Below are 23806 nucleotides of genomic sequence, written 5' to 3'. Positions count from 1 at the left end.
TTATAATTGTGAATTAGTACTATCTTAATCTTTTTTAATATGATTTCTAAGTTTTTACCCTCACTAGATTGGATTAAAAATTATGAAAAACAGAATTTCAAAAGAGATTTCATCGCAGGAGTAACTCTTGCCGCTTACGGAATTCCTGTTTCTCTTGCCTATGCAACTCTTGCAGGTTTGCCTCCTCAATATGGAATTTACGGATACCTCATTGGCGGCATATTTTATGCTTTGTTAGGATCCAGCAAACAGCTTGCGATAGGTCCAACATCTGCAATTTCTTTATTAGTAGGCACAACTATATCAGGTATGGCAAACGGAGATGTACAGCGTTGGTCAGAAATTGCCTCGCTTACAGCACTAGTATTTGCTGGAATGGCCATTGTTGCCTATTTGCTGAGGTTAAGCGGAATTATTAATTTTATTAGTGAAACCGTTCTGGTTGGATTCAAAGCAGGCGCAGCGATCACTATCGGTTTGACACAATTGCCGAAATTATTTGGAGTTAAAGGTGGCGGGGATAATTTCTTGGAGCGAATTGTTATTCTCGTTCATCAAATTCCAGATATGAATACAGCTGTTTTTATTTTTGGAATAATTGCTATTCTGATATTAATTATAGGAGAAAAAATAGCGCCACAGTTTCCAGTTGCAATAGTAATTGTCATTTTATCTATTATTCTTATTTCGGCTACATCATTAAAATATGCCGAATTCAATACAGTTGGGATTATCCCGAATGGTCTTCCTGAATTTCATCTGCCTTCACTTCGAATTCGAGATGTTGACGGAGTTTTACCGCTTGCGATGGCTTGTTTTTTATTGTCTTATATAGAAAGCGTTTCTGCTGGACGAACCTTAGCACAAAAAAACGGATATGTTATCGATCCGCGTCAGGAACTTTTGGCACTTGGAGTTGCTAATGCTACCGTTTCACTCGGACACGGTTATCCTGTTGCAGGCGGTTTGTCGCAATCAGCTGTAAACGATGCTGCGGGTGCAAAAACACCGTTGTCACTTTTGTTTGCTTCGGCTACAATTGCTTGCTGCCTCTTGTTTTTAACAGGGTATCTTCAAAATCTGCCTACCGTAATTTTGGCCGCTATTGTTCTTGTTGCAATTAGAGGTCTTTTTGATTGGAAAGAAATGAAACATCTTTATAAAATAAACAAACAAGAATTTGCAGTTGTGATGATTGCGCTTGCAGGAGTTCTTATTTGGGGAATCCTCGCGGGGGTTTTATTGGCTACCATCGTAACTTTGCTATTATTGCTTAAAGCCGCGTCAAAACCGCACGTAGCTTTTTTAGGCAGAATTCCAGGAACTAGAATTTATACCGATTTGAAAAGGCATCCTGACAATGAGATAATGGAAAACATATTGATCGTAAGAGTAGAATCTTCCATCTTTTATTTCAATGCAGAATACATTAAAGAACGGATTTTGGAAAAAATCTACAGCGAACGAGATTCGTTAAAAACAGTAATATTAGATCTCAACTCTTCACCTCGCATCGATATTGCTGGCGCACGTTTCTTAAAGAATTTATTTATTGATTTGCAGGCAAAGAACATTACTCTAAAAATAGCCGAAGCCCGTTCAGATGTCAGGGATAGCCTGCGTGCAGAAAATGTTGAAATTCTCTTTGGGCATATTAGCCGTTCTGTTTCTGTCGATGATTTAGTGCAGCATACTTTACAAGATAATAGTAAGTAAAAAGTGAAGTTCTCAAGTAATACAATCCTTTTTTCATGTTAAAAAAATCAGATAATTAAGGGAAGATCATTTTTAATCTCAAAATAAACCCTAAATTTGCCGCAGATTTAGAGAAAAATCTAAAAAAAACATATATTCTTAACTTAAAACTGTTTATAGCATGCAACTGTATAACACTTTGAGCGCAGAAGAAAGAGCCATCATGATCGATGATGCAGGTAAACAACGACTAACGTTGTCTTTCTATGCGTATGCCAAAATTCAAGATCCACAAAAATTTCGTAATGACTTATTCGTAGCCTGGAATGCCCTTGATGCATTAGGTCGAATTTATGTTGCCAATGAAGGAATAAATGCTCAAATGAGTATTCCTGAAGAAAATTTGGAAGCTTTTAGAACAACTCTTGAAGCTTATGATTTCATGAAAGGCATTCGTTTGAATGAAGCTGTAGAGCATGATGACCATTCGTTTTTAAAATTAACAATCAAAGTTCGTCACAAAATCGTTGCCGATGGATTAAACGATGATACTTTTGATGTAACCAATATAGGCGTTCACTTGAAAGCCAAAGAATTCAACGAAATCCTTGACGATCCAAATACAATTGTAGTTGATTTTAGAAATCATTACGAAAGTGAAGTTGGACATTTTAAAAATGCGATTACTCCAGATGTTGAGACATTTAGAGAAAGTTTGCCAATTATCAACGATCAGCTTAAAGATCACAAAGACGATAAAAATCTGGTAATGTATTGTACTGGAGGTATTCGTTGCGAAAAAGCAAGTGCTTATTTCAAACACCAAGGTTTCAAAAACGTGTATCAATTAGAAGGTGGAATCATCAACTATGCGAAACAACTGAAAGAGGAAGGTTTAGAAAGTAAGTTTATTGGTAAAAACTTCGTATTTGATAATCGTCTGGGCGAAAGAATCACGGATGATATTATCTCGCAATGCCACCAATGTGGAAAACCTTGCGATAATCACACGAATTGCGAAAATGACGGCTGTCATTTATTGTTTATTCAGTGTGATGATTGTAAAGCAGCCATGGAAAACTGCTGTTCTACAGAATGTTTAGAAATCATCCACATGCCTTTAGTTGACCAAGTTCGTTTGAGAACTGGAAAACAAGTTGGAAATAAGGTTTTCAGAAAAGGAAAATCTGAAAACTTGAAATTCAAACATTCAGGAGAATTACCAGAAACTGCTTTGGCAACAGCTCAAAAGCCAGCAGATATCCGTCAGAAAATAAAAGTAAAAAAAGTACTTCTTGGGAAAGCTGAACATTATTATGTAAAAGCGCAAGTTGGACAATTTACTGTAGAAAATCACGAATTAAATGTTGGAGATAAAATCCTTATTTCGGGTCCAACAACTGGAGATCAAGAATTGATTTTAGACAAAATCATTGTTAATGGCGCAGAAACTCAATCTGCGAAAGTTGGTGATAAGGTTACTTTTGAAGTTCCATTTCGTATTCGTTTGTCAGATAAATTGTATAAAATTGTAAATTAGCAAAATTTTTATGCTAATTTATTTATGTCACAATCGTTTACCAAATTATGGATTCATGTAATTTGGGCTACCAAAAATCGTAAGGATTTGATTGATTTTTCAATTGAGAAAACACTCTACGATTATATTTGGCAAGAGTTAACAGAACTTGGATGCCCAGTTAGAATCATTAACGGAATGCCAGACCATGTGCATGTTTTATTTTTACAAAATCCACAAAAAACTATCACAGATATTGTAAAGCAAATAAAAGGAAGTTCTTCTCATTTTATGAATAGAGGAGAATTTATCCTTGAAAAATTTGCATGGCAAACTGGGTTTGGTGCATTCTCTGTCAGCGAATCTCAGTTAAATGCTGTTTACAATTACATTAAAAATCAAAAACAACATCATCTTAAGAAAAATGGACAAGATGAATTTGATGATTTTGTAAAATTACATGGGTTAGCGGGTAAATGATTTTAGCTCAACGGAGCGTTTTTATCGTTTGAAATGGATAACAATACGTTTCCCGTGGTTTAAACCACGGGCTATATTGAAAAACATAACGAATAAAACATAGCCTGCGGTTTCAACCGCCGGAACGCAAAGAATGTTCTCAACGATACGTTTCCCGTGATTAAAACCACGGGCTATATTTGAGAAAACATAAGGAAAGAAAACATAGCCCACGGTTTCAATCGTGGGCTTTTTTAATAATATCCTGCGAATAATTTTTAAAATATAGACATGATAAAAATCATAGAAATCTAATCTATACCCACATTATTTTTGTCATTTTAATAATAAATCGAAAATGACAATTAACAATACAATTGAACTCATGTCTCCAGCTGGAGATTTTGAGTCGCTTCAGGCTGCATTAGATAATGGCTGTAATTCAGTATATTTTGGAGTTGAGCAACTTAATATGCGCGCAAGATCGACAGTGAATTTTACTATCGAAGATTTAAAAGAAATCGCCAATCGGTGTGAAGCAAAAAACGTTCGAAGCTATTTGACTTTAAATACCATTATTTACGATCACGATCTATCGGTCGTAAAAACATTATTGACTAAAGCCAAAGAGGCAAACATTACAGCTGTAATTGCATCAGATCAAGCCGTAATTGCGATGGCAAGATCAATTGGAATGGAAGTTCATATTTCGACCCAATTGAATGTAACGAATATTGAAACCATTAAATTTTACAGTCTATTTGCTGATACAATGGTTTTAAGCCGAGAATTGAGTTTGCGTCAAGTAAAGAAAATCACGGAACAAATAGAAAAAGAACAGATTAAAGGACCAAACGGAAATTTAATTGAAATCGAAATCTTTGGTCATGGCGCTTTGTGTATGGCGGTTTCGGGAAAATGTTATTTGAGTTTACATTCGCATAATTCATCTGCAAATCGTGGTGCATGCAAACAAAACTGTCGAAAAAAATATACCGTTATCGATCAAGAAACTGGTTTCGAAATCGAATTGGATAACGAATACATGATGTCGCCAAAAGATTTATGCACATTAGATTTCTTAGATCAGGTTATCGATTCGGGAATTAAGGTTTTAAAAATCGAAGGGCGCGGACGTGCGCCAGAATATGTGGCAACGGTAACCAAAACCTATCGTGAAGCAATTGATGCTTACTATGACGGAACTTTTTCAAAAGAAAAAACGGCAGAATGGATGAAAGCCTTGGAAACCGTTTACAATCGCGGTTTCTGGTCTGGATATTATCTAGGACAGGAATTAGGCGAATGGAGCGATATTCCAGGATCTGCAGCGACTCAGAAAAAGGTTTATGTTGGAAAAGGGACACATTATTTCCCCAAAGCAGAAGTTGGGCAGTTCACAATAGAAGCTTACGATATTAAAGTTGGAGATAAAATATTGATAACAGGACCAAGTACTGGAGCTCAAGAGATGATTATCGACGAAATGTTTGTGAACGATCTTACAACAGAAAAAGCCACAAAAGGAGATGACTGTACTTTCAAATTGCCATTCAGAATTAGGATGTCGGACAAACTGTATAAAATTGTTGAAGCATAATGGTTATCATCACTTTACAAAGAGATAAATGCATTGGCTGTAATTATTGCGTTGAAATGGATCCAATTCATTTTCAAATGTCTAAAAAAGATGGGAAATCGGTATTGCTTCATTCGCAGAATGCAAAAGGATTTTTTACTTTAAAATCTCCAAATCATGCGATTGTGGAAAGCTGCGAATTGGCGGCAAAAGCTTGTCCAGTGAAGATTATTACCGTTAAGGAAACTTAAGCAGTTTTTTTTAGCTTCCATTTCCAAGAATAATCCAAAAACTAAATGCTGAATAACAGAAACTAAGTAGTTTTGTTATTCAGCATATTCAATATCATATTGACTTAAAAAGTCTTTAAAATTATCAGCTATTTTTCCAACACTGCCATCATCTAACCAAAACTCCCAAACAGAAAAATTATCTAAGGGATCAAAATAGAGGTAAACTCCATCATAACCTGCAATAATGATACTGCTGTTAATACCTTCTATTTCTATAAAACTGTTATTTGAATGGCAGGATACATTTCCTGTAGTTAGGGAATCTTCTTTTACAAGATATCTAAGTTTCTCAAAGTAATAAATATCTTCATCTTTTTTAATCTGTTCTTTTTCTAATAAAGCTTTAATAGGATCAAAATAGAAAATGTTTCCTGTATCTTTTTTCTCTTCTGCTATTAAAAAATTAGTAAAAAGTTCAAGAAACTCCTTGTATTCATCAGGAAGTTTATTGGCTATTAATTGCTCAAGTAAAAGTATTGAACTGTTAGATGTATATGACATTTGTTAAAATATTTCGTATTGATATTTATTAGAATAAGGTAGTTTAGAAATTATTCCTTAGTTACATTTTTGAAATTAGCATTTACTAATTCGGCTAGAGTTCCAGTTTTAGCTATTCCTTTCCAATCAGATAATTTTCCACTGACATAAATCTTGATTCCAAATTCATTGGAGGTTTCATAAATTGTATATTTTATACTACCGCTATTAAACTCCAATTCATAATTGGTGTTTTGTTTTTTGAATTTAAATGTTGCTTTGTCAGCTTTCTCTGGACTTGACGGATATGCGAACGATACAAATTTATATTCATCGTTTTGTTGAAATGCATAATACAAAACATCCTTATCTTTGAATAGGAGCACACGGCCTTTTTCATTTTTTGTATCAAAAGAAAATACTTTATCTAAGTTTGGCTCATAGACAGATAGAGAAGAGAATGAAACCCAATTATTGTCTTTCCATTTTTTACCTGTTATTTTAGAAAATGGAGAATATGGATCGCCTTCTTCTTCAAAATTTGCAACCTCTTTCGCCTCCATCCCAGAAATGATGTAGTACGAAGAGACATGAAGTGCCGCACCGCCACTACTCGAAGTAATAATGCGTTTGTTTTTAGTATCAATTTCAAATGAACCACCTCTTACACAATAAGCATCATTATACAGGCGACTTATACTTGGACTGCTAAGAAAACCGTTTGTTGTATTGATGAAAACATGAGCTGTTGCCTGAGCGGTATAACAGCCGTCGTCGTTAATTTCGGTTTCATGGATTACGATATCCTGCCTTCCGTCAAAATTCAGATCTCCCAAAACACGAATGTTGCTTTCAGGAATACTTTTGAAAGAAGTGATTTTAGCCGTTTTTAGCGTTTCTGAATTAGAAAATTCTTTAGAGCCATATTCGAGTACCGTTTTCTTGGTTTGATTCTCTATAAGTTTATAATATTCTTTTATTTCTGAATTCTTGGTTTGTTTCAGAAAATATAAAGTATAACCTTTTAAAAAATCATTACTTATATAAGCTTTCTGGGCATTTGAGATGTAAGCCTGTGCAATTAGAAAAAGGAGAAGCTTTATTTTCATGCTTTATTCGGGATAAGGTTTATGAAACTATTCATCAAAAAAACGAAGTTCATCAAAATCTTTAATTCCAGATAATTTCAGAAGCTTAGTTCTTGCAATTTTTGTTTCGGTTTTTTCGAACACTTCTTCACCACTGTCTGCATCATCATTTGTATTTACATTAGTGATCTTTTTTCTGGTAAGGAAGTTTATACTGGTTTCGACATTTACTACAGGACCATTATTACTGCTAGAATCATAACCAATAAGAGCCAAATCATTATCTTGAAGCCTAAACATATATTGCCAGTAACCGTATCTTCCATATGCGTAACTTATAAATAGTTTTTCTTTCGTTATTTCTACTTCTAACTCAGGAGCATAATAAGCGCCGCCATCTTCATTTTCAGAAGAAAAACAGCTTTCATTTTTTGTAAACAATTCGTAACTGCCTTTTTTGTTAAGGAGAACAATAATACCTCTTCGGTTTCTATCCAATTCACCACGATATTCATCTGTAATTACTTTGCTTTTATCGGTGCCTTTAATAATTAGTACACAATCGTCTAACCCGTCTTTATTTAAATCGCCGTAAATAGTGTCAAAAGCCACAAAGTTTTTAGGAATAAAGTCGGTTGGATTCTTTTTGGTCAAAATAGCCGTTTCATCTACTTCTGGAATTTCTTTTAAATCTGTGATTTCGGCATTATTTGATTTTTTATTACTGTTTTTATCATCTTTACAACTAATAGTAATTGCTAGCAATGCAAATGTTCCAATAATTAGAAAGTATTTTTTTATCATATTTTTTGAGCTTGTTTTGCAATTTTCTTGCTAAAATCTAATGCTGGCGTCAGTATAAAACTTGCGCCAGCAGAAGAAAATTTAGATTCCAATTTTAGCATTTATATTATGCTTATCAACATAAGTTTGTGCAACATTCATCAATTTGGTGAATTTTGCATCTATTTCGGTTTGAGTTGAAGCGTCAAAATCAGCTATCGCTTTTTCAATTTGCTCTTGCGAAGCTTTTTCGTCTTTTAGTTTAGCAATTGGCAAATAACCTTCTTTTTGTTTAGCAATTGCATAAGAAAATAAATCTTTTGATGCTTGAAGAAGTTCTTTATTGTCATCATCCTCAGGTATATCTTTGATAGTTTGAAAACGTGTTTCCAGATTCGTAATGTCATATTTAAAGGCATCGTAGTAAGAAGAAGAAACCATCTTTTTTTGACTTTCATCATAAACTTGCGCTTCTGATTGCAGTTTTTCATTTATTTCTTTACTTCCAAAACGAGACAATAAATTGGAGTTTAAAGCAGCGATTTCAAAGGTTTTTTCTGGAGAAAGGTTATTGCAAGATGTAGAAAGTAGACTTCCGGCGATTAATACTAAAAATAGGGTTGCGGTATTTAAGATTCTTTTCATTTTTTAAGTTTGTTATTATTTATCCTTTTAAAATTTTACTTTTCTCAGCGTCAAATTCTTCAGAAGTTAAAATTCCAGCATCCAAAAGTTCTTTTAAGTCTAATAATGCTTTTTTCTTGGCCTCCATCGAATTTGAAGCTTCAGTTTTTGGTGCTTCTTGCGGAACATTTATTGAGGTTACAACTGTTCCAGACGGAGCATATTTCAGAATCAGTTCTGTAATTTCATTAAAACCTTTTACATTCGAGTAATCAATTGCTTTTTGTTCTTTTACGTTTACGATTGAAGCATCTGCTTTGTTGTCTAGTAAATACTTTACAACATCTTTCTTTCCGTTGGCAGCGCTATAATGTAATGGTGTATTTCCAGATTCGTCTTGGATGTTGATGTTTGCTCCAGCTTCAAGCAGTAGCTTTACCATACTTAGGTTTCCTTTTTTGGTAGCAACATGCAGCAGACTTTCTCCGCCGTAAGTATAAGAATTGTTTAAGGTAAAACTAGATTCGTTAGAGATATTAGTCGCGGTAACAATCCAGTCCAAATAATCATTCATTGAAGAAGTATCTTGAGCGACAGGTTTGCTGTAATTAACGTCAACTCCGTTTTCTAAAAACAAAGCCACAATCTCCTTTTGATTATTCGCGCAAGCGTACCAAATCGGGGAATATCCATTGTTACTTGAAGTAAATACGTCTGAACCCCTTTCAATCAATAATTTAGCTAACATTCTGTTGGTTTCGTAACAAGCAATTAAAAGCGTATTTTCACCAGAATGATTAGTGTGGTTTATATCAGCGCCATTGTCCAAAAGCAAAGTCACCATCGGAATCGATTTGGTATAACAAGCATAAATAAGTGGCGTATTTCCCTGTTTATCGGTTACGTTAATATCGGCTCCATTGTCTAAAAGCAGTTGGATAATTTCTCTGTTTAATTTTGTTGAAGCCAATATTAAAGGAGTTTCTCCATTGTTATTCAGTAGATTAACGTCAGATCCAGCTTGAAGCAACTTTGTTGCGATTTCGATTTGAGCCGTTTGAACGACTAAATGTAGCAGACTATTTCCGTATTTGTCGTTTTTGGTAATTTCTGCTCCATTTTCTAAAAGATGCAACGCCGTTTGTTTTTGTTTTTGAAGACAAGCAAAGTACAAAGGCGTTTCTCCTTGATGGTCTTCGTAATTGATATCGGCACCATCTTCTGTTAGAATTTTTACGATATCAAGGTAACCTCTATGCGCTGCGTAATGAAGTGCAGTTCTTCCAAGTTCGTCTGTATATTTTACATCTACTTCTTTATTTTGAAGAAGTAATTCTGCTATTTTTCTGTTCCCGTTTTCGCAGGCAACTATAAATGACATTGACATGTGTGTTATTTTTTAAATAGATAATCGATTTATTTCATTAAAAGTTCAACCGTTTTGATTTTTAGGTTGTCATCAGAAGCAAGTTTTAAAGCCGTTTCGTCTTTATCGTTGGTAATTTCTTTATCTGCACCGTTTTCAAGAAGTAATTTTACTTTTCTATAGGTTTCTTTTGCAGCTTCAGCATCATAATTAACATTATACGCGCAAACTTTGTGTAAAACAGTGTTGCCTTGATTGTCTTGTTCGTTAACATCAACAGATCCACTCTCAAGAACTGATTTTAAAATACCCGATTTTTTCTCAACAATATAATCCACACCCGATTTCGGATTTCCATAATATTCAGCGCAATGATTTAAATCGGCTCCATCTGACAATAATTTTTGTAGTGAATTTAGATCATACTCAGAATCAGACATCATTCTGATAAACTCGGTAAGTAAGGTTTTTCCGTTTTTATTGATATTATTAAAATTAGCTGATGATGATTCTGCTAAAAGTTCGTACATCTGAAAAGAAAACTGTTCGGCTGCAGCGTAATAGAAAGCACTGTTTTCTTGGTTATCAGTTTCATTAGGATCTGCGCCATTTTCTAATAAAGTTGGCAGAAGTTCTTTTTGGTTTCTTTTCACAGCACACATTAGAGGTGTTGTCCCAACAATGTTTTTCTCATTAATGTCAACTCCGTTATCTATTAAAATGGTAATGTATTCTTTTACTTTCTCTGGATCAAGACCATAAGTATTCAAAATTGTATAGATAAAATTTTCGCCTGCATTGTTCTTATACTGAGTGTTAGCTCCAAAATCATCAACTAATACTTTAACTATTTTTGGCGAAATTCCTTTTTCAAGAAAATAGCCAAGAAGGATTTTATCGCTTATTTCGTCATTAATATTGTCCATTTTCGACATCAATTCCTTAAAAAAAACAATCGACTCTTCATTATCTTTTAAGTATAAAGCTAATGGCTTAAAAATAGATTGATCAAAACTATCCAATTCGTAAATATCGGTCTCTATAAATCCAGCTTTTATTAATTTTTCAATGAAGTCAATTTCTTTGGCTTCAATAATTTTGGACATTATCTGCGAAAAATTATTTTTCAAGTATTGGTCATTAAATTTTTCCCCATTATTTAGGCATTCTCTGGCCTCGTCAAATTTTCCCTGAAAAAGGAAACTTTCAATCTGGTTTTGTGTTTGCATTTGAAATATATTTAAAAATAAAAGATAAGTTTAATCGCTTTTTACTATGAATTTATTGACTTCATAAACGAGACTGTAAGATAAAACATAAAAATCGTAAATATATTTTAGGATAAAAAATTAAAAAGACTATTTACAAATTAAAAGAGTCAGAAAACATCAGTTTTAACATTCTATAAGAATAAACTTAATTTTTTTTGAAAGATTTGATTTGCAAAAAGTACATTGTTTTATTTAACAGCCCTTTAATTTTTATCCATAAAAAGCAAAATAAAAAAAATACTATCTTTACCGATCAAACGTTTATGAACTTAAGCTGCATTTTGGCAGCACTACATATATAATTATGGCATGTACAAGTTGTTCAACCTCAGATGGTGGCGCACCAAAAGGTTGTAAAAATAATGGGACTTGCGGCACCGATAGCTGCAATAAATTGACGGTTTTTGACTGGCTTTCGAACATGAGTCCGTCTAATGGAGAGGCGATTTTTGATTGTGTTGAGGTTCGTTTTAAGAATGGACGCAAGGAATTTTTTAGAAATTCGGAGAAATTAACTTTAAGTATTGGCGATATTGTAGCAACTGTTGCTTCGCCAGGACATGATATTGGAATTGTGACTCTTACAGGAGAATTGGTAAAGATTCAAATGAAGAAAAAAGGAGTGAATTACGAAAGTAATGAGGTTCCAAAAATTTACAGAAAAGCATCTCAAAAAGATATCGACATTTGGTCTGTAGCACGTGATCGTGAAGAACCGATGAAAGTTCGTGCCCGCGAGTTGGCAATTCAGCATAAATTGGAAATGAAAATTTCGGATATCGAATTTCAAGGAGACGGATCTAAAGCGACTTTTTATTACACAGCAAATGATCGTGTCGATTTTAGAATGCTGATCAAAGATTTTGCTAAAGAATTCAGCACTAGAGTAGAAATGAAACAGGTTGGTTTCCGTCAGGAAGCGGCACGTTTAGGAGGAGTTGGTTCTTGCGGACGTGAACTTTGCTGTTCGACTTGGTTAACCGACTTTAGAAGCGTGAATACATCAGCGGCTCGTTATCAGCAGTTATCATTAAATCCGCAAAAATTAGCGGGACAATGCGGTAAATTAAAATGCTGTCTAAACTATGAGTTAGACACTTACATGGATGCTTTAAAAGATTTTCCTGATTACGATACCAAACTAATCACAGAAAAAGGCGACGCAGTTTGCCAAAAACAAGATATTTTTAAAGGATTAATGTGGTTTGCTTACACCAACAACTTCGCAAACTGGCATGTTTTAAAAATTGATCAGGTAAAAGAAATTATCGCTGAAAATAAACAGAAAAATAAAGTTTCTTCTTTAGAAGATTTTGCTGTTGAGGTAATTTCAGAACCTGAAAAAGATTTCAACAATGCAATGGGTCAAGAAAGCTTAACTCGTTTTGACCAACCAAAAAGAAAGAAAAAGCCAAATCGCAAGCGTAAACAAAATGCAGAAACGGCTGGTGTTGCAACTCCAGTAAAACCGCAACAGGATAAAAATGTAAATAATGCTAAACCAGCAGCAAATACTAATAATCCGAACAATGGCAATGCAAATAAGCCAAACAATCAAAACAATCCGAATAAGCAAAATCATAAGAAAAAGCATAATTCGAATAAGCCAAACAATCCGAATAAGCAAAATTCAAATGAAAATAAACCGGCTGAACCTAGAAAACCAATAACGAATATTAAAAATGAGAATAAAAAATAGCGGAATTCTTCTTTTGGTAGCAATACTTCTTTTTTCTTGTGATAAAAAAAGAGTATTTGATCAGTATAAATCTGTTGGAAGTGCTTGGCACAAAGACAGTATTGTGAGCTTTGATCTGCCAGTTTTAGATTCTACAAAAAAATACAATGCTTTTGTAAACATTCGAGACAACAATAATTATCCGTTTAATAATTTATTTTTAATTGTTGCTCTTGAAACGCCAAGCGGATTTACAAAAGTCGATACATTAGAATACCAAATGGCAGAGCCAGATGGAACATTGTTAGGAAACGGATTTTCTGATATAAAAGAAAGCAAGCTTTTTTATAAAGAAGATGTAAAGTTTACAGGAAAATACAAAGTGCACATCAAACAAGCTGTTAGACAGTCGGGTAAAATTCCTGGTGTTGAAGCTTTAGAAGGAATTACAGACGTTGGTTTTAGAATAGAACAAAAAGATTAGATAAATATTTATGGCTGCTAAAAAAAACAATCAATCCAATACCACTAAGGATATTAATTACTACAAAAAGAAATTTTGGCGAGTTTTTGCCTACTCTTTATTAGGGGTTTTAGCCTTCTTTTTATTTGCTTCTTGGGGTTTATTTGGATCCATGCCTTCATTTGAAGATTTAGAAAATCCAGATTCAAACCTTGCTACAGAGATTATTTCTTCTGATGGAGTTTTAATTGGTAAGTACTTTAAAACCAATAGATCTCAGCTTAAATATTCTGATTTGCCTAAAAATTTAGTAGAAGCGCTTGTTGCAACTGAAGATGCACGTTTTTATGAACATTCTGGAATTGACGGGCGCGGAACTTTAAGAGCCGTTTTTAGCTTAGGAACAAATGGTGGTGCAAGTACATTGACACAACAGCTTGCAAAACAGTTGTTTCATGGTGAAGGATCTAAATTCTTACCTTTTAGAATTGTACAAAAAATAAAAGAATGGATTATTGCCATTCGTTTAGAAAGACAATATACAAAGAATGAAATCTTAGCGATGTACTGCAACGTGTATGATTTCGGAAATTATTCGGTTGGAGTAAGTTCTGCCGCACAGACTTATTTCTCTAAAGATCCAAAAGACTTAACCATTGACGAATCAGCTATTTTGGTTGGAATGTTCAAAAATTCAGGTTTATACAATCCAGTAAGAAATCCTCAGGGAGTAAAAAACCGTCGTAATGTAGTTTTGTCGCAAATGGCAAAAGCAAAAATGATTTCTGAGGCAGAAAAAGAAAGACTGCAAGCGTTGCCAATTACGTTGAAATTTAAATTGGAAAGCCACCGTGAAGGTATGGCAACTTATTTTAGAGAGTATCTTCGTGATTACATGAAAAAATGGGTTACTGAAAATAAAAAACCTGATGGATCTGAATATGATATTTACAAAGACGGACTTAAGATTTATACTACGATAGATTCTAGAATGCAGTCGTATGCTGAAGAAGCTGTTGCGGCGCACATGAAAAATCTTCAACAGCAGTTTTTTATTGAACAAAAAACTAATAAAAATGCTCCTTTCGTAAATATTACACAAGCTGAAACAGATAGAATCATCATGCAAGCAATGAAAAATTCTGTTCGTTGGGCTCAGATGAAAGAAATGGATAAAAGCGAAGATGATATCATTGCTTCATTCAAAGTAAAAACAAAAATGCGTGTCTTTACTTGGAAAGGGGAACGTGATACTATAATGACGCCAATTGATTCTATTCGTTATTACAAGCACTTTTTGCAATCTGGTTTAATGGCAATGGAGCCTCAAACAGGAGCAATTAAAGCTTGGGTTGGAGGTATTAATTACAAATTCTTCCAATATGATCACGTAGGACAAGGAGCAAGACAAGTTGGTTCTACTTTCAAGCCTTTTGTTTACGCAACAGCTATCGAAGAACTAAATATGTCACCATGCGATTCTATTCTTGATGGACCTTTCATGATTCATAAAGGACGCCATCACGTAACAGAAGACTGGGAGCCTAGAAACTCTGATTATAGATATAGAGGAATGGTTACTTTAAAACAAGCTTTGGCAGCTTCTATTAATACCGTTTCTGCTAAATTAATTGACAGAACTAGTCCAGAAGCAGTTGTTGAGCTGACTAAAAAATTAGGAGTAAAAACAGAAATTCCAGTACAGCCTTCAATCGCATTGGGAGCGGTAGATATTACAGTTGAAGATATGGTTGCGGCGTATAGCACATTTGCCAATCAAGGAGTTTATGTAAAACCACAATTTTTAAGCAGAATTGAGAATAAAAGCGGTGAGGTAATCTACGAACCAATTCCTGAATCGCATGATGTTTTAAATAAAGATATTGCTTTTGCGGTAATCAAATTACTTCAGGGGGTAACAGAAAGTGGTTCTGGTGTACGTTTACGTACTCAAGGAGGCGGAAGCGGAGACAATCGTTGGACAGGTTATCCGTACATGTTTACAAACCCGATCGCAGGAAAAACAGGAACAACGCAAAATCAATCTGATGGTTGGTTTATGGGAATGGTTCCTAACTTAGTGACTGGAGTTTGGGTTGGATGTGAAGATCGTTCTGCACGTTTTAAAAGTTTGACCTATGGACAAGGAGCAACTGCAGCATTACCTGTTTGGGGTTATTTCATGAAGAAATGTTATGCAGACAAAGATCTTCAGGTTTCTAAAGGAGAATTTGAACGCCCGGCAAATCTTTCTATCAAGGTAGATTGTTACCCAAGACCAGCAGTTGTAAAAGATACAACGCAGACTGAACAAAATACTGATGAATTTGAATTGTAACAATGTTGCAATAAAACTCAATTAATTATATATCAATCCCTTTATAAATCTTTTAAAAGATTTATAAAGGGATTTTTCTTTTGGTTTTATTTTTACGAAATCGTTATAATTTCATCTAAAAATCTTATTTTTATCAAAAATATTCAGCATTAAAGATAGTTTGTTATGATAACAAAAAAAGTAAATGGCGTTCAAGAAGCTATTGAAGGAATTAATAGTGGTATGACAATCATGTTTGGTGGTTTCGGTTTATGCGGTATTCCTGAAAATACAATTGCAGCTCTGGTAAACACATCAATTTCAGATTTAACTTGTATTTCTAACAATGCAGGTGTAGATGATTTTGGTTTGGGATTGTTGTTGCAGAAAAAGCAAATCAAAAAAATGATTTCTTCTTACGTGGGAGAAAATGCCGAATTCGAGCGTCAGATGCTTTCTGGAGAATTAGAGGTTGAATTGACACCTCAAGGAACTTTGGCAGAACGCTGTCGTGCTGCTCAAGCTGGAATTCCTGCTTTCTTTACACCAGCAGGTTATGGAACTGAAGTTGCAGAAGGAAAAGAAGCACGAGAATTCAACGGAAAAATGCACATCATGGAAGAAGCTTTCAAAGCTGATTTTTCTATTGTAAAAGCTTGGAAAGGTGATGAAGCTGGAAATCTTATTTTTAAAGGAACAGCTAGAAACTTCAACGCTTGTATGGCAGGTGCTGGAAAAATAACAATTGCAGAAGTCGAAGAATTAGTTCCTGTTGGGATCCTAGATCCAAATCAGATTCATATTCCTGGAATTATGGTGCAGCGCATCTTCCAAGGAGAAAAATTTGAAAAACGAATTGAACAACGTACAGTAAGAGCTAAAATTAGATAATTAGAAAATGAGGCAATTAAATAATTAATTTAGGTTGCGTATAGAATTATCTTATTATCAAATTGACTAATTGACACATTAAAAATATGACCAGGCTTAGTATAGTTCTTTTTTCGTTCTTATCGTTTCAGGCTTTTTCTCAGGGTACAAATGAGCTTCGAAATCAATTGCAGCAAATTATATCGACTAAAAGTGCTACTGTAGGTATTTCTATGAAAGGCATTGAAAATAAGGATACTTTGAGTATTAATGGAAATTTAAAAATGCCGATGATGAGTGTGTTTAAATTTCATATTGCATTGGCAGTTTTGCATAAAGTTGATGAAGGTAAACTCAATCTTACGCAAGAAATCTTTATAAAAATGAAAGATTTAAAGGAAGATACTTGGAGCCCAATGAAGGAAGATTATCCAGAGGGAAATGTAAGTTTGACTTTAGATAAAATACTCCGCTACACGGTTTCTCATAGCGACAATAATGGATGTGACATTCTGATCAATTTAGTTGGAGGTACAAAGTACATTCAAAAGTTTATAAATGAGCATGGAATCAAGGACTTTGTTATTAAAATGAACGAAGATCAAATGAAGACGTGGAAAAATCTTTATGTCAATACTACAACTCCGTTGGCAACAACAGAATTGCTTGAGAAGTTTTTTAAAGGTGAAATTTTAAAAGAAGAAACCACAAAGTATTTGTATCAAATAATGGTAGAAACCTCAAGAGGGCTCACTTGGATGAAAGCTGGACTTCCTGAAAACACCGAATTAGCACACAGAACTGGAATTTCTGGAACTAATGATGCTAATTTGAGAGTTGCAATGAATGACGTTGGAATTGTAAAACTTCCAAACGGAAAACATTTCATTCTGTCGGTTTATTTAAAAGATATTACAGAGAAAAGAGAGGACACAGAAAAAATAATAGCTGACGCAACAAAAGCAGTCTGGAATTATTTTAATAATTGAGATAATTAGACAATGTGCCATTAGATAATTAATTTAAAATGCAGATAGCATTATCTAATTGGCAAATTCACAAATTGACACATTAAAAATTATGGCACTTAGTAAAGAAGATATAGCAAAACGAATTGCAAAAGAGGTAAAAGACCGTTATTTCGTAAATCTTGGAATTGGGATTCCGACTTTGGTCGCAAATTACGTTCGAGAAGATATAGCAGTTGAATTTCAAAGTGAAAATGGTGTTCTCGGTATGGGGCCTTTTCCTTTTGAAGGAGAAGAAGATGCTGATATCATTAATGCAGGAAAACAAACCATTACGACACTTCCGGGAGCAAGTTTCTTCGATTCGGCTTTTAGCTTCGGAATGATTCGTAGCCAAAAAGTAGATTTGACGATTCTTGGAGCAATGGAGGTTTCTGAAAACGGAGACATCGCAAACTGGAAAATTCCAGGTAAAATGGTAAAAGGAATGGGAGGCGCAATGGATTTGGTGGCTTCCGCCGAAAATATCATCGTTGCCATGATGCACGTAAACAAAGCAGGAGAATCTAAAATCTTAAAAAGATGCACTTTGCCATTAACGGGCGTAGGATGCGTTAAAAAGGTTGTAACCGAGCTTGCAGTTCTCGAAGTAACAGAAAAAGGTTTTAAGCTCTTAGAACGAGCGCCAGGCATCTCAGTCGAGCACATCATAGCTTCAACCGAAGCTGATTTGATCATTGAAGGCGAAATTCCTGAGATGGCGATTTAAGGTTGAAAGGTTGAAAGTTGAAAAATTTCATAATGATTTAGAGAAGAGAACTTTCTTAAATGAAAGTTCTCTTTTTTTGTTTTCTGTTAGAGCGTATAATTAAAACGTAATCTTTTTCTTTACATTTGCTATGATTAAAAAAAATACACCTTTGGAAAAGTTTGAAATTGATGTTAAATGGGGAAGTTATTTGTTTATAGCAAATGTGGTAGCTTCAATTGTAATATCACTTTTAGTGTTGTTAGTTGGTTATCATAGTTTAAGACATTTGTCTTATGTTTTTATATTAACATTTGTAATTCAATTGTTTTACTTAACAAGTAAAGCAATAAAAGAAAGAAATGATAAAGGTGTTTTTCGAAATCTATTTGTTTTTGTTAGAATTTTCGCGTTTAGTTTTTCTTTAATTACCATGTTAGTAGTGTCTAAAAAGATGCCTGATACTTTTATGACGACTATTTGTATAAGAAAAGAATCTTCAGAATTATTACAAGATGATTCAAACGAATATAAAGGCATTACACTTAATGAGTTTATGGATGCATTAAAAAGAAAGTTTAACCGAGCCTAAATCAACATATATAAAAAAATAAAAGACCACTTATATAGGGGTCTTTTATTTTTTAAAGTCTTAGAAACTTAGTGCCTTAGTATCTCCAAAATTATAAATTAAACGAAGCTCCTAAACTAAAAGTAGCTTGATTATTCAAATGATAGAAAGGATCATTGTTTGAACCGTATTTTGCAATTGGGAATCCGATTTCTGTGAAAACACCAAATCCGTCAGTAAAGAAATAACGACCACCAACGTGTCCGCCGAAATTATGTAAACCTAAGCTTAATCCAGGGTAAACGTCTAATTCTTTTACACCAATTACACTAGATAAGTTAGCATTGATTCTTGCTTTTGCATCAAAACGATCTGAGAAATCTGGTTCGGCATCGTTATAAGGATTTGTGCTACCGTGGTAGAAACCATTAAAATTATCAAATCCTAGTATATAGTTTGCTACAAAACCAAAAGAGAAATTTTCTCCTAAACCAAAATCAACAGAACCTTGAATTCCAGAACCACCATCTTGTAAATTAGCTCCTACGTTTACTTTAATATCTCCCTTTCCTTTGAAAGCTTCTTGAGCATTAACAAATCCGAATGTCACTAAAAACACAAGTGTAATTATCTTTTTCATAAAAATTTAATATTAATTATTTGGGAAGCAAATGTAACTTTTAAACAAATTAATTCCTACCTTTTTCGTTAAAATAGAGTTCGTTTAATGGTTCACTTTGCCAGTATTCCTTAGTGTCAACGTCTAAAATAGTAAGCGGGCCTCTAAATGCTGCACCTGTATCTACATTCCAGACACAAGCTCTATTTACAGGAACCGTTTCGCCGATTCGGGTAACTGGTGTATGACCAATATAAACTTCCTTATAAACGGTAAATCTTTTAGGATAGTGTAAGTCGTCTATTTTTAATTTTGGGTCTAATGACAAAGCTGTTTCCCAAAGAGTTCTGTCCCAGTAAAATAGCTTCGAAAAATATTCCCATTTTACACCATTTAAATTGGTGAATCCGGCATGAACGAACAATCGGTTTTGATCATCAAGGTAATAATCCTGAAGGTTTTCAAGAAATTCTATGTGAGTTCTTTTTTTCTCTTCCGAAATCTTGGCGTAACCTTCAACAGTTGCTTTCCCTCCGTGTTTATACCACGTTTCTTCGTCAAAATCATCATGTCTGTTTTCTAACCAGTCCAGAGTAAGCTGGTCGTGATTTCCTCTTATGCAGATGCAGTTTTGTTTGCTTTTTAAATCGATCAAATAGTCGATTACTTCAACAGACTGACTCCAGCCGTCAACATAATCGCCCAAAAAAATTAGAGTATCTTCTGTGGTAACTTTAGCTCTCTCGATTACTTGTTCAAGTGCAAGTAATCCGCCATGAATGTCACCTATAACAAATGTTCGCATTATTTAATTTTTCGAGTAGAAGAACAAAAATAGAAAGAATAATTGGTTTGAACTCATTGAATTCAGATTCTTTAAAAATTGATATGATTTATAACTGTTTACAGTACTTTTTTATTGTTTTTCCTCAGTAAATTTGCAAAATGTCTGAAACACCAACATATCGTAAAATTATTCATATTGATATGGATGCCTTTTATGCATCGGTAGAGCAGATGGACAATCCAGAACTAAGAGGCAAACCAGTTGCAGTTGGAGGTTCGGAGAATCGAGGCGTGGTTTCGGCCGCAAGTTACGAAGCAAGAAAGTTTGGTGTTCGCAGTGCCATCAGCGGAGTTTTAGCCAAAAAATATTGTCCAGATATTATTTTTGTAAGACCAAGATTTGATCGATACAAAGAGATTTCATCCAAAATCCATAAAATTTTCCATGAATATACCGATTTAGTCGAGCCACTTTCGCTTGACGAAGCTTATTTGGATGTTACCAAAAATAAAAAAGGAAATCCTAGCGCAAGTCTTTTAGCACAAGAAATTAGACAAAGAATTTTAGATGAAGTTGGACTAACCGCTTCGGCAGGTATTTCAATCAATAAATTTGTGGCCAAGATTGCCAGCGATTATAATAAACCGAACGGACAAAAAACGGTAAATCCTGATGAAGTAGAAGCTTTTTTGGAAGATCTTCCAATTCGTAAATTTTATGGCGTTGGAAAAGTGACAACAGAAAAAATGTATCAGCTCGGAATTTTCACAGGAACCGATTTGAAAAGCAAGTCTTTAGAGTTTTTAGAAAAACACTTCGGAAAATCTGGAGCATTTTATTACCATGTTGTGCGTGGCATACATAATAGTGAAGTAAAGTCTTCGAGAATAACCAAATCTGTGGCCGCAGAACATACTTTTGATGTGAATCTGTCTTCTGAGATTTTTATGATGCAACAACTAGAACGTATAGCGGTTTCGTTAGAAAAACGTCTGCAAAGGCATAATATTTCTGGAAAAACAATTACACTTAAAATCAAGTACAGCGATTTTTCGCAGCAAACGAGAAGTAAAACTCTCCCTTATTTTATTTCTGATAAAAGTCTGATTATGGAAAATGTTGAGGAGTTGTTATATCAGGAAAAGATGAAAAATTCGGTACGATTGCTCGGAATCTCATTAAGCAACTTAAATAACGAGGAAAAAAAGGCAGTGGTGGTGCAGCTAAAATTTACTTTTTAATAACAATTTTTAAAAGTTCAAAATAAGGAATGGAATGCGAGCGATAAGATTTTTCTGCTACCTTTGAGTAAAAAGATTTATCTGTCTTCTGAATTGATTTTGTATGAAAAATAGAAATTCTGATGATCCGCTGCAGCGAAATTCAGTTCCAATCCTATCTTGGGATTTCCACTATGAATATCTGAATGAACTAAAAGCACTAAGTACTGATTTAAAAAGGGTAAGCCAAATCTCAGATGAATTTATCTGGGATGAAAAAATGCTCAATATTCAGGAAAGACTCAAAAACGAAGTGGTTTTAGTAACCGATTTAGATTTGAAAATAGTTTTCGCGTCAAGCGGAATAAAAAAAATGACGGGCTACAAAGAGGAAGAAATCTTAGGGAAAACACCAAAGATGTTTCAAGGCCCAGCAACTTCACAAAAAGATTTAAAGGAAATAAGAGAAGCGGTAAAAAAGAAGATTCCTTTTGTAAAAACACTTGAAAACTATAGAAAAAACGGCCAAACGTATAAATGTAAAATCGAGGCTTCGCCAGTTTATAACCTAAAAGGCGAAATATCGCATTTTATAGCTTTTGAAAAACAGGATTTAAGCGCTTAGTTTGCCACAAAGGCACTAAGGCGCAAAGATGAATTTGATAAAAAATATAAAACCGCCCAAAAAGGCGGTTTTGTATTTTATAAAAAAAACGTTGTGTCTTAGTGCCTTTGTGGCAAAACAACTTTATAAATTAGCAAAGAAATCATTCCCTTTATCATCGGTAATAATAAAGGCAGGGAAATCTTTAACAGTGATTTTACGAACAGCTTCCATTCCTAATTCTTCAAAATCAACCACTTCTACTTTAAGAATATTGTCTTGAGCCAAAATAGCTGCAGGACCTCCAATAGAACCTAAGTAGAACCCGCCGTATTTGTTGCATGCGTCAGTAACTTGTTTGGTACGGTTTCCTTTTGCCAGCATAATCATACTTCCGCCATTTTTCTGGAATTCATCCACATAAACGTCCATACGTCCAGCAGTTGTTGGTCCGAAACTTCCTGAAGCCATTCCGTCTGGAGTTTTTGCAGGCCCAGCATAGTAAACAGGGTGGTTTTTGAAATAATCCGGCATTGGTTTTCCAGCGTCTAACAATTCTTTAATTTTTGCATGAGCAATATCACGAGCCACAATTACAGTTCCGTTTAATTTTAAACGAGTTTTAACGGGATATTGAGATAATTTAGCTAAAATATCTGCCATTGGCTGATCTAAATCAATTTCTACAGGAGCTTCTAAATGCGGAGCCGTTTCTGGTAAAAATTGTTTCGGATTTACTTCTAATTGCTCAACAAAGATTCCGTCTTTAGTAATTTTTCCTTTGATATTTCTGTCTGCAGAGCAAGAAACTCCTAACCCGACTGGACAAGAAGCCGCATGACGAGGCAAACGAATTACACGAACGTCATGTGTGAAATATTTTCCTCCAAACTGCGCTCCAATTGCACTTTCCTGGCAAATTTTCTGAACTCTTTCTTCCCATTCAAAATCACGGAAAGCCTGACCTGCCATGTTTCCTGAAGTTGGAAGATGATCATAATATCCAGCAGATGCTTTTTTAACAGCGCTTAAGTTCGCTTCTGCAGAAGTTCCGCCAATTACCAAAGCTAAGTGGTATGGAGGACAAGCAGAAGTTCCTAAATCTTTGATTTTTGTGCGAATGAATTCATCTAGAGATTTTTCATTCAGCAACGATTTTGTTTGCTGATATAAGTATGTTTTGTTTGCAGATCCTCCGCCTTTTGCCATGAACAAAAAGTCGTATGAAGCTCCTTTTTTAGCATAAATATCAATTTGCGCAGGAAGATTTGACCCTGAATTTTTCTCTTCAAACATCGAAATCGGAACAATCTGCGAATAACGTAAGTTTCTTTTTTGGTACGTGTTGAAAATACCACGGCTTAACCATTCTGCATCATCAACACCAGTAAAAATGCTTTCGCCTTTTTTAGCCATTACAATTGCAGTTCCTGTATCTTGGCAACTTGGCAACTGACCCTCGGCAGCTACAGAAGCATTTTGAAGTAAATTGTAGGCTACGAAACGATCATTATCTGTTGCTTCTGGGTCGTCAAGAATTTTTCTTAATTTTTGTAAATGTGTCGTTCTCAACATAAACGAAACATCAGTCAAAGCTTCTTCAGCCAATAACTCTAAACCTTTTGGATCAACTGTTAAAACTTCGCGTTCTCCAAATTTCTCTACTTTCACAAAATCAGAAGTGATTTTGCGGTACTGCGTATCATCCTTTAAGATCGGATAAGGATCTTGGTATATAAAATCGATCATTGTTTTGTTTTTTTACAAATTTAGAAATTATTTACCTAAGAAAGAATTTGAATTA

Annotated in this window: 23 protein-coding genes; 14 read left to right on the top strand and 9 right to left on the bottom strand. The window is 34.4% G+C overall.

Features of this window, described 5'->3' with window-relative positions; translation table 11 throughout:
• Positions 1-39 precede the first annotated feature (39 nt).
• The 5 genes from AC1Q5Z_RS08915 (at position 40) to AC1Q5Z_RS08895 (ending at position 5503) form a co-directional block, all read left to right on the top strand.
• On the top strand, positions 40-1716 hold the full coding sequence (locus AC1Q5Z_RS08915; protein ID WP_343584728.1) for a SulP family inorganic anion transporter: 1677 nt from the start codon (positions 40-42) through the stop codon (positions 1714-1716).
• A 160-nt stretch (positions 1717-1876) separates the two neighbouring features.
• Positions 1877-3235: an oxygen-dependent tRNA uridine(34) hydroxylase TrhO gene (trhO, locus tag AC1Q5Z_RS08910; RefSeq protein ID WP_492444415.1), complete on the top strand. Its 1359-nt coding sequence runs from the start codon at positions 1877-1879 to the stop codon at positions 3233-3235.
• A gap of 24 nt (positions 3236-3259) precedes the next feature.
• A complete protein-coding gene (gene tnpA, locus AC1Q5Z_RS08905) occupies positions 3260-3694 on the top strand; it encodes an IS200/IS605 family transposase (protein ID WP_343584732.1) in 435 nt (144 codons plus the stop codon).
• Between the two features lie 337 nt (positions 3695-4031).
• Positions 4032-5273 carry a peptidase U32 family protein gene (locus tag AC1Q5Z_RS08900; RefSeq protein ID WP_492444414.1) on the top strand — a complete coding sequence of 414 codons (1242 nt, stop codon included), beginning with the start codon at positions 4032-4034 and terminating at the stop codon, positions 5271-5273.
• Positions 5273-5503, top strand: a complete 231-nt coding sequence (locus AC1Q5Z_RS08895; protein ID WP_278020076.1) for a ferredoxin — start codon at positions 5273-5275, stop codon at positions 5501-5503. The genes AC1Q5Z_RS08900 and AC1Q5Z_RS08895 overlap by 1 nt, the downstream gene beginning before the upstream one ends.
• A 75-nt stretch (positions 5504-5578) precedes the next feature.
• Here the strand turns inward: AC1Q5Z_RS08895 and AC1Q5Z_RS08890 are convergent, their stop codons facing one another.
• From AC1Q5Z_RS08890 to AC1Q5Z_RS08865, 6 genes are all read right to left on the bottom strand, one after another.
• Positions 5579-6046 (bottom strand): SMI1/KNR4 family protein, encoded by a 468-nt coding sequence (locus tag AC1Q5Z_RS08890; RefSeq protein ID WP_492444412.1) that lies wholly within the window; start codon positions 6044-6046, stop codon positions 5579-5581.
• A gap of 50 nt (positions 6047-6096) precedes the next feature.
• Positions 6097-7134 carry an XAC2610-related protein gene (locus AC1Q5Z_RS08885; RefSeq protein WP_492444410.1) on the bottom strand — a complete coding sequence of 346 codons (1038 nt, stop codon included), beginning with the start codon at positions 7132-7134 and terminating at the stop codon, positions 6097-6099.
• 27 nt (positions 7135-7161) lie between these two features.
• Positions 7162-7917 (bottom strand): hypothetical protein, encoded by a 756-nt coding sequence (locus tag AC1Q5Z_RS08880; protein ID WP_343584742.1) that lies wholly within the window; start codon positions 7915-7917, stop codon positions 7162-7164.
• Between the two features lie 81 nt (positions 7918-7998).
• Complete coding sequence (locus tag AC1Q5Z_RS08875; RefSeq protein ID WP_343584744.1) at positions 7999-8541, bottom strand: hypothetical protein; 543 nt, start codon at positions 8539-8541, stop codon at positions 7999-8001.
• A gap of 19 nt (positions 8542-8560) precedes the next feature.
• The gene (locus AC1Q5Z_RS08870; protein ID WP_492444408.1) at positions 8561-9901 is read right to left on the bottom strand and encodes an ankyrin repeat domain-containing protein; all 1341 of its coding nucleotides are present in this window, start codon (positions 9899-9901) and stop codon (positions 8561-8563) included.
• 35 nt (positions 9902-9936) lie between these two features.
• On the bottom strand, positions 9937-11115 hold the full coding sequence (locus AC1Q5Z_RS08865) for an ankyrin repeat domain-containing protein (RefSeq protein WP_343584748.1): 1179 nt from the start codon (positions 11113-11115) through the stop codon (positions 9937-9939).
• Between the two features lie 346 nt (positions 11116-11461).
• Between AC1Q5Z_RS08865 and AC1Q5Z_RS08860 the strand changes: the two genes are divergently transcribed.
• The 7 genes from AC1Q5Z_RS08860 (at position 11462) to AC1Q5Z_RS08830 (ending at position 18793) form a co-directional block, all read left to right on the top strand.
• A complete protein-coding gene (locus tag AC1Q5Z_RS08860) occupies positions 11462-12856 on the top strand; it encodes a PSP1 domain-containing protein (protein ID WP_492444406.1) in 1395 nt (464 codons plus the stop codon).
• Positions 12840-13319, top strand: coding sequence for a gliding motility lipoprotein GldH (locus tag AC1Q5Z_RS08855; RefSeq protein WP_198855159.1), 480 nt, complete (start codon positions 12840-12842; stop codon positions 13317-13319). The genes AC1Q5Z_RS08860 and AC1Q5Z_RS08855 overlap by 17 nt, the downstream gene beginning before the upstream one ends.
• A 10-nt stretch (positions 13320-13329) precedes the next feature.
• Positions 13330-15636: a penicillin-binding protein 1A gene (locus tag AC1Q5Z_RS08850; protein WP_198855160.1), complete on the top strand. Its 2307-nt coding sequence runs from the start codon at positions 13330-13332 to the stop codon at positions 15634-15636.
• A 165-nt stretch (positions 15637-15801) separates the two neighbouring features.
• Entirely contained in the window at positions 15802-16506 is a 705-nt protein-coding gene (locus tag AC1Q5Z_RS08845; RefSeq protein ID WP_492444403.1) for a CoA transferase subunit A, read from the top strand.
• An 86-nt stretch (positions 16507-16592) separates the two neighbouring features.
• Positions 16593-17474, top strand: coding sequence for a class A beta-lactamase, subclass A2 (gene bla, locus AC1Q5Z_RS08840; protein WP_492444402.1), 882 nt, complete (start codon positions 16593-16595; stop codon positions 17472-17474).
• A gap of 91 nt (positions 17475-17565) precedes the next feature.
• Complete coding sequence (locus AC1Q5Z_RS08835; protein ID WP_492444400.1) at positions 17566-18222, top strand: CoA transferase subunit B; 657 nt, start codon at positions 17566-17568, stop codon at positions 18220-18222.
• Positions 18223-18373: 151 nt separating this feature from the next.
• Positions 18374-18793, top strand: coding sequence for a hypothetical protein (locus tag AC1Q5Z_RS08830; protein ID WP_492444398.1), 420 nt, complete (start codon positions 18374-18376; stop codon positions 18791-18793).
• A gap of 91 nt (positions 18794-18884) precedes the next feature.
• Here the strand turns inward: AC1Q5Z_RS08830 and AC1Q5Z_RS08825 are convergent, their stop codons facing one another.
• Complete coding sequence (locus AC1Q5Z_RS08825; RefSeq protein ID WP_198855165.1) at positions 18885-19412, bottom strand: DUF6646 family protein; 528 nt, start codon at positions 19410-19412, stop codon at positions 18885-18887.
• A gap of 49 nt (positions 19413-19461) precedes the next feature.
• Positions 19462-20196: a metallophosphoesterase family protein gene (locus AC1Q5Z_RS08820; protein ID WP_198855166.1), complete on the bottom strand. Its 735-nt coding sequence runs from the start codon at positions 20194-20196 to the stop codon at positions 19462-19464.
• Between the two features lie 140 nt (positions 20197-20336).
• Here AC1Q5Z_RS08820 and dinB point away from each other — a divergent pair, with 140 nt between their 5' ends.
• Together dinB and AC1Q5Z_RS08810 are read left to right on the top strand one after the other, a co-directional pair.
• A complete protein-coding gene (gene dinB / locus AC1Q5Z_RS08815; protein WP_492444395.1) occupies positions 20337-21419 on the top strand; it encodes a DNA polymerase IV in 1083 nt (360 codons plus the stop codon).
• A 103-nt stretch (positions 21420-21522) separates the two neighbouring features.
• Complete coding sequence (locus AC1Q5Z_RS08810; protein ID WP_198855168.1) at positions 21523-22023, top strand: PAS domain-containing protein; 501 nt, start codon at positions 21523-21525, stop codon at positions 22021-22023.
• Positions 22024-22146: 123 nt separating this feature from the next.
• Here AC1Q5Z_RS08810 and AC1Q5Z_RS08805 read toward each other — a convergent pair whose 3' ends face one another.
• Positions 22147-23751, bottom strand: a complete 1605-nt coding sequence (locus AC1Q5Z_RS08805; RefSeq protein ID WP_198855169.1) for a fumarate hydratase — start codon at positions 23749-23751, stop codon at positions 22147-22149.
• Positions 23752-23806 lie beyond the last annotated feature (55 nt).

It is taken from the genome of Flavobacterium sp. GW823-FHT06G12 (assembly GCF_058794775.1).
This window is presented reverse-complemented; position numbering and strand designations above follow the sequence as displayed.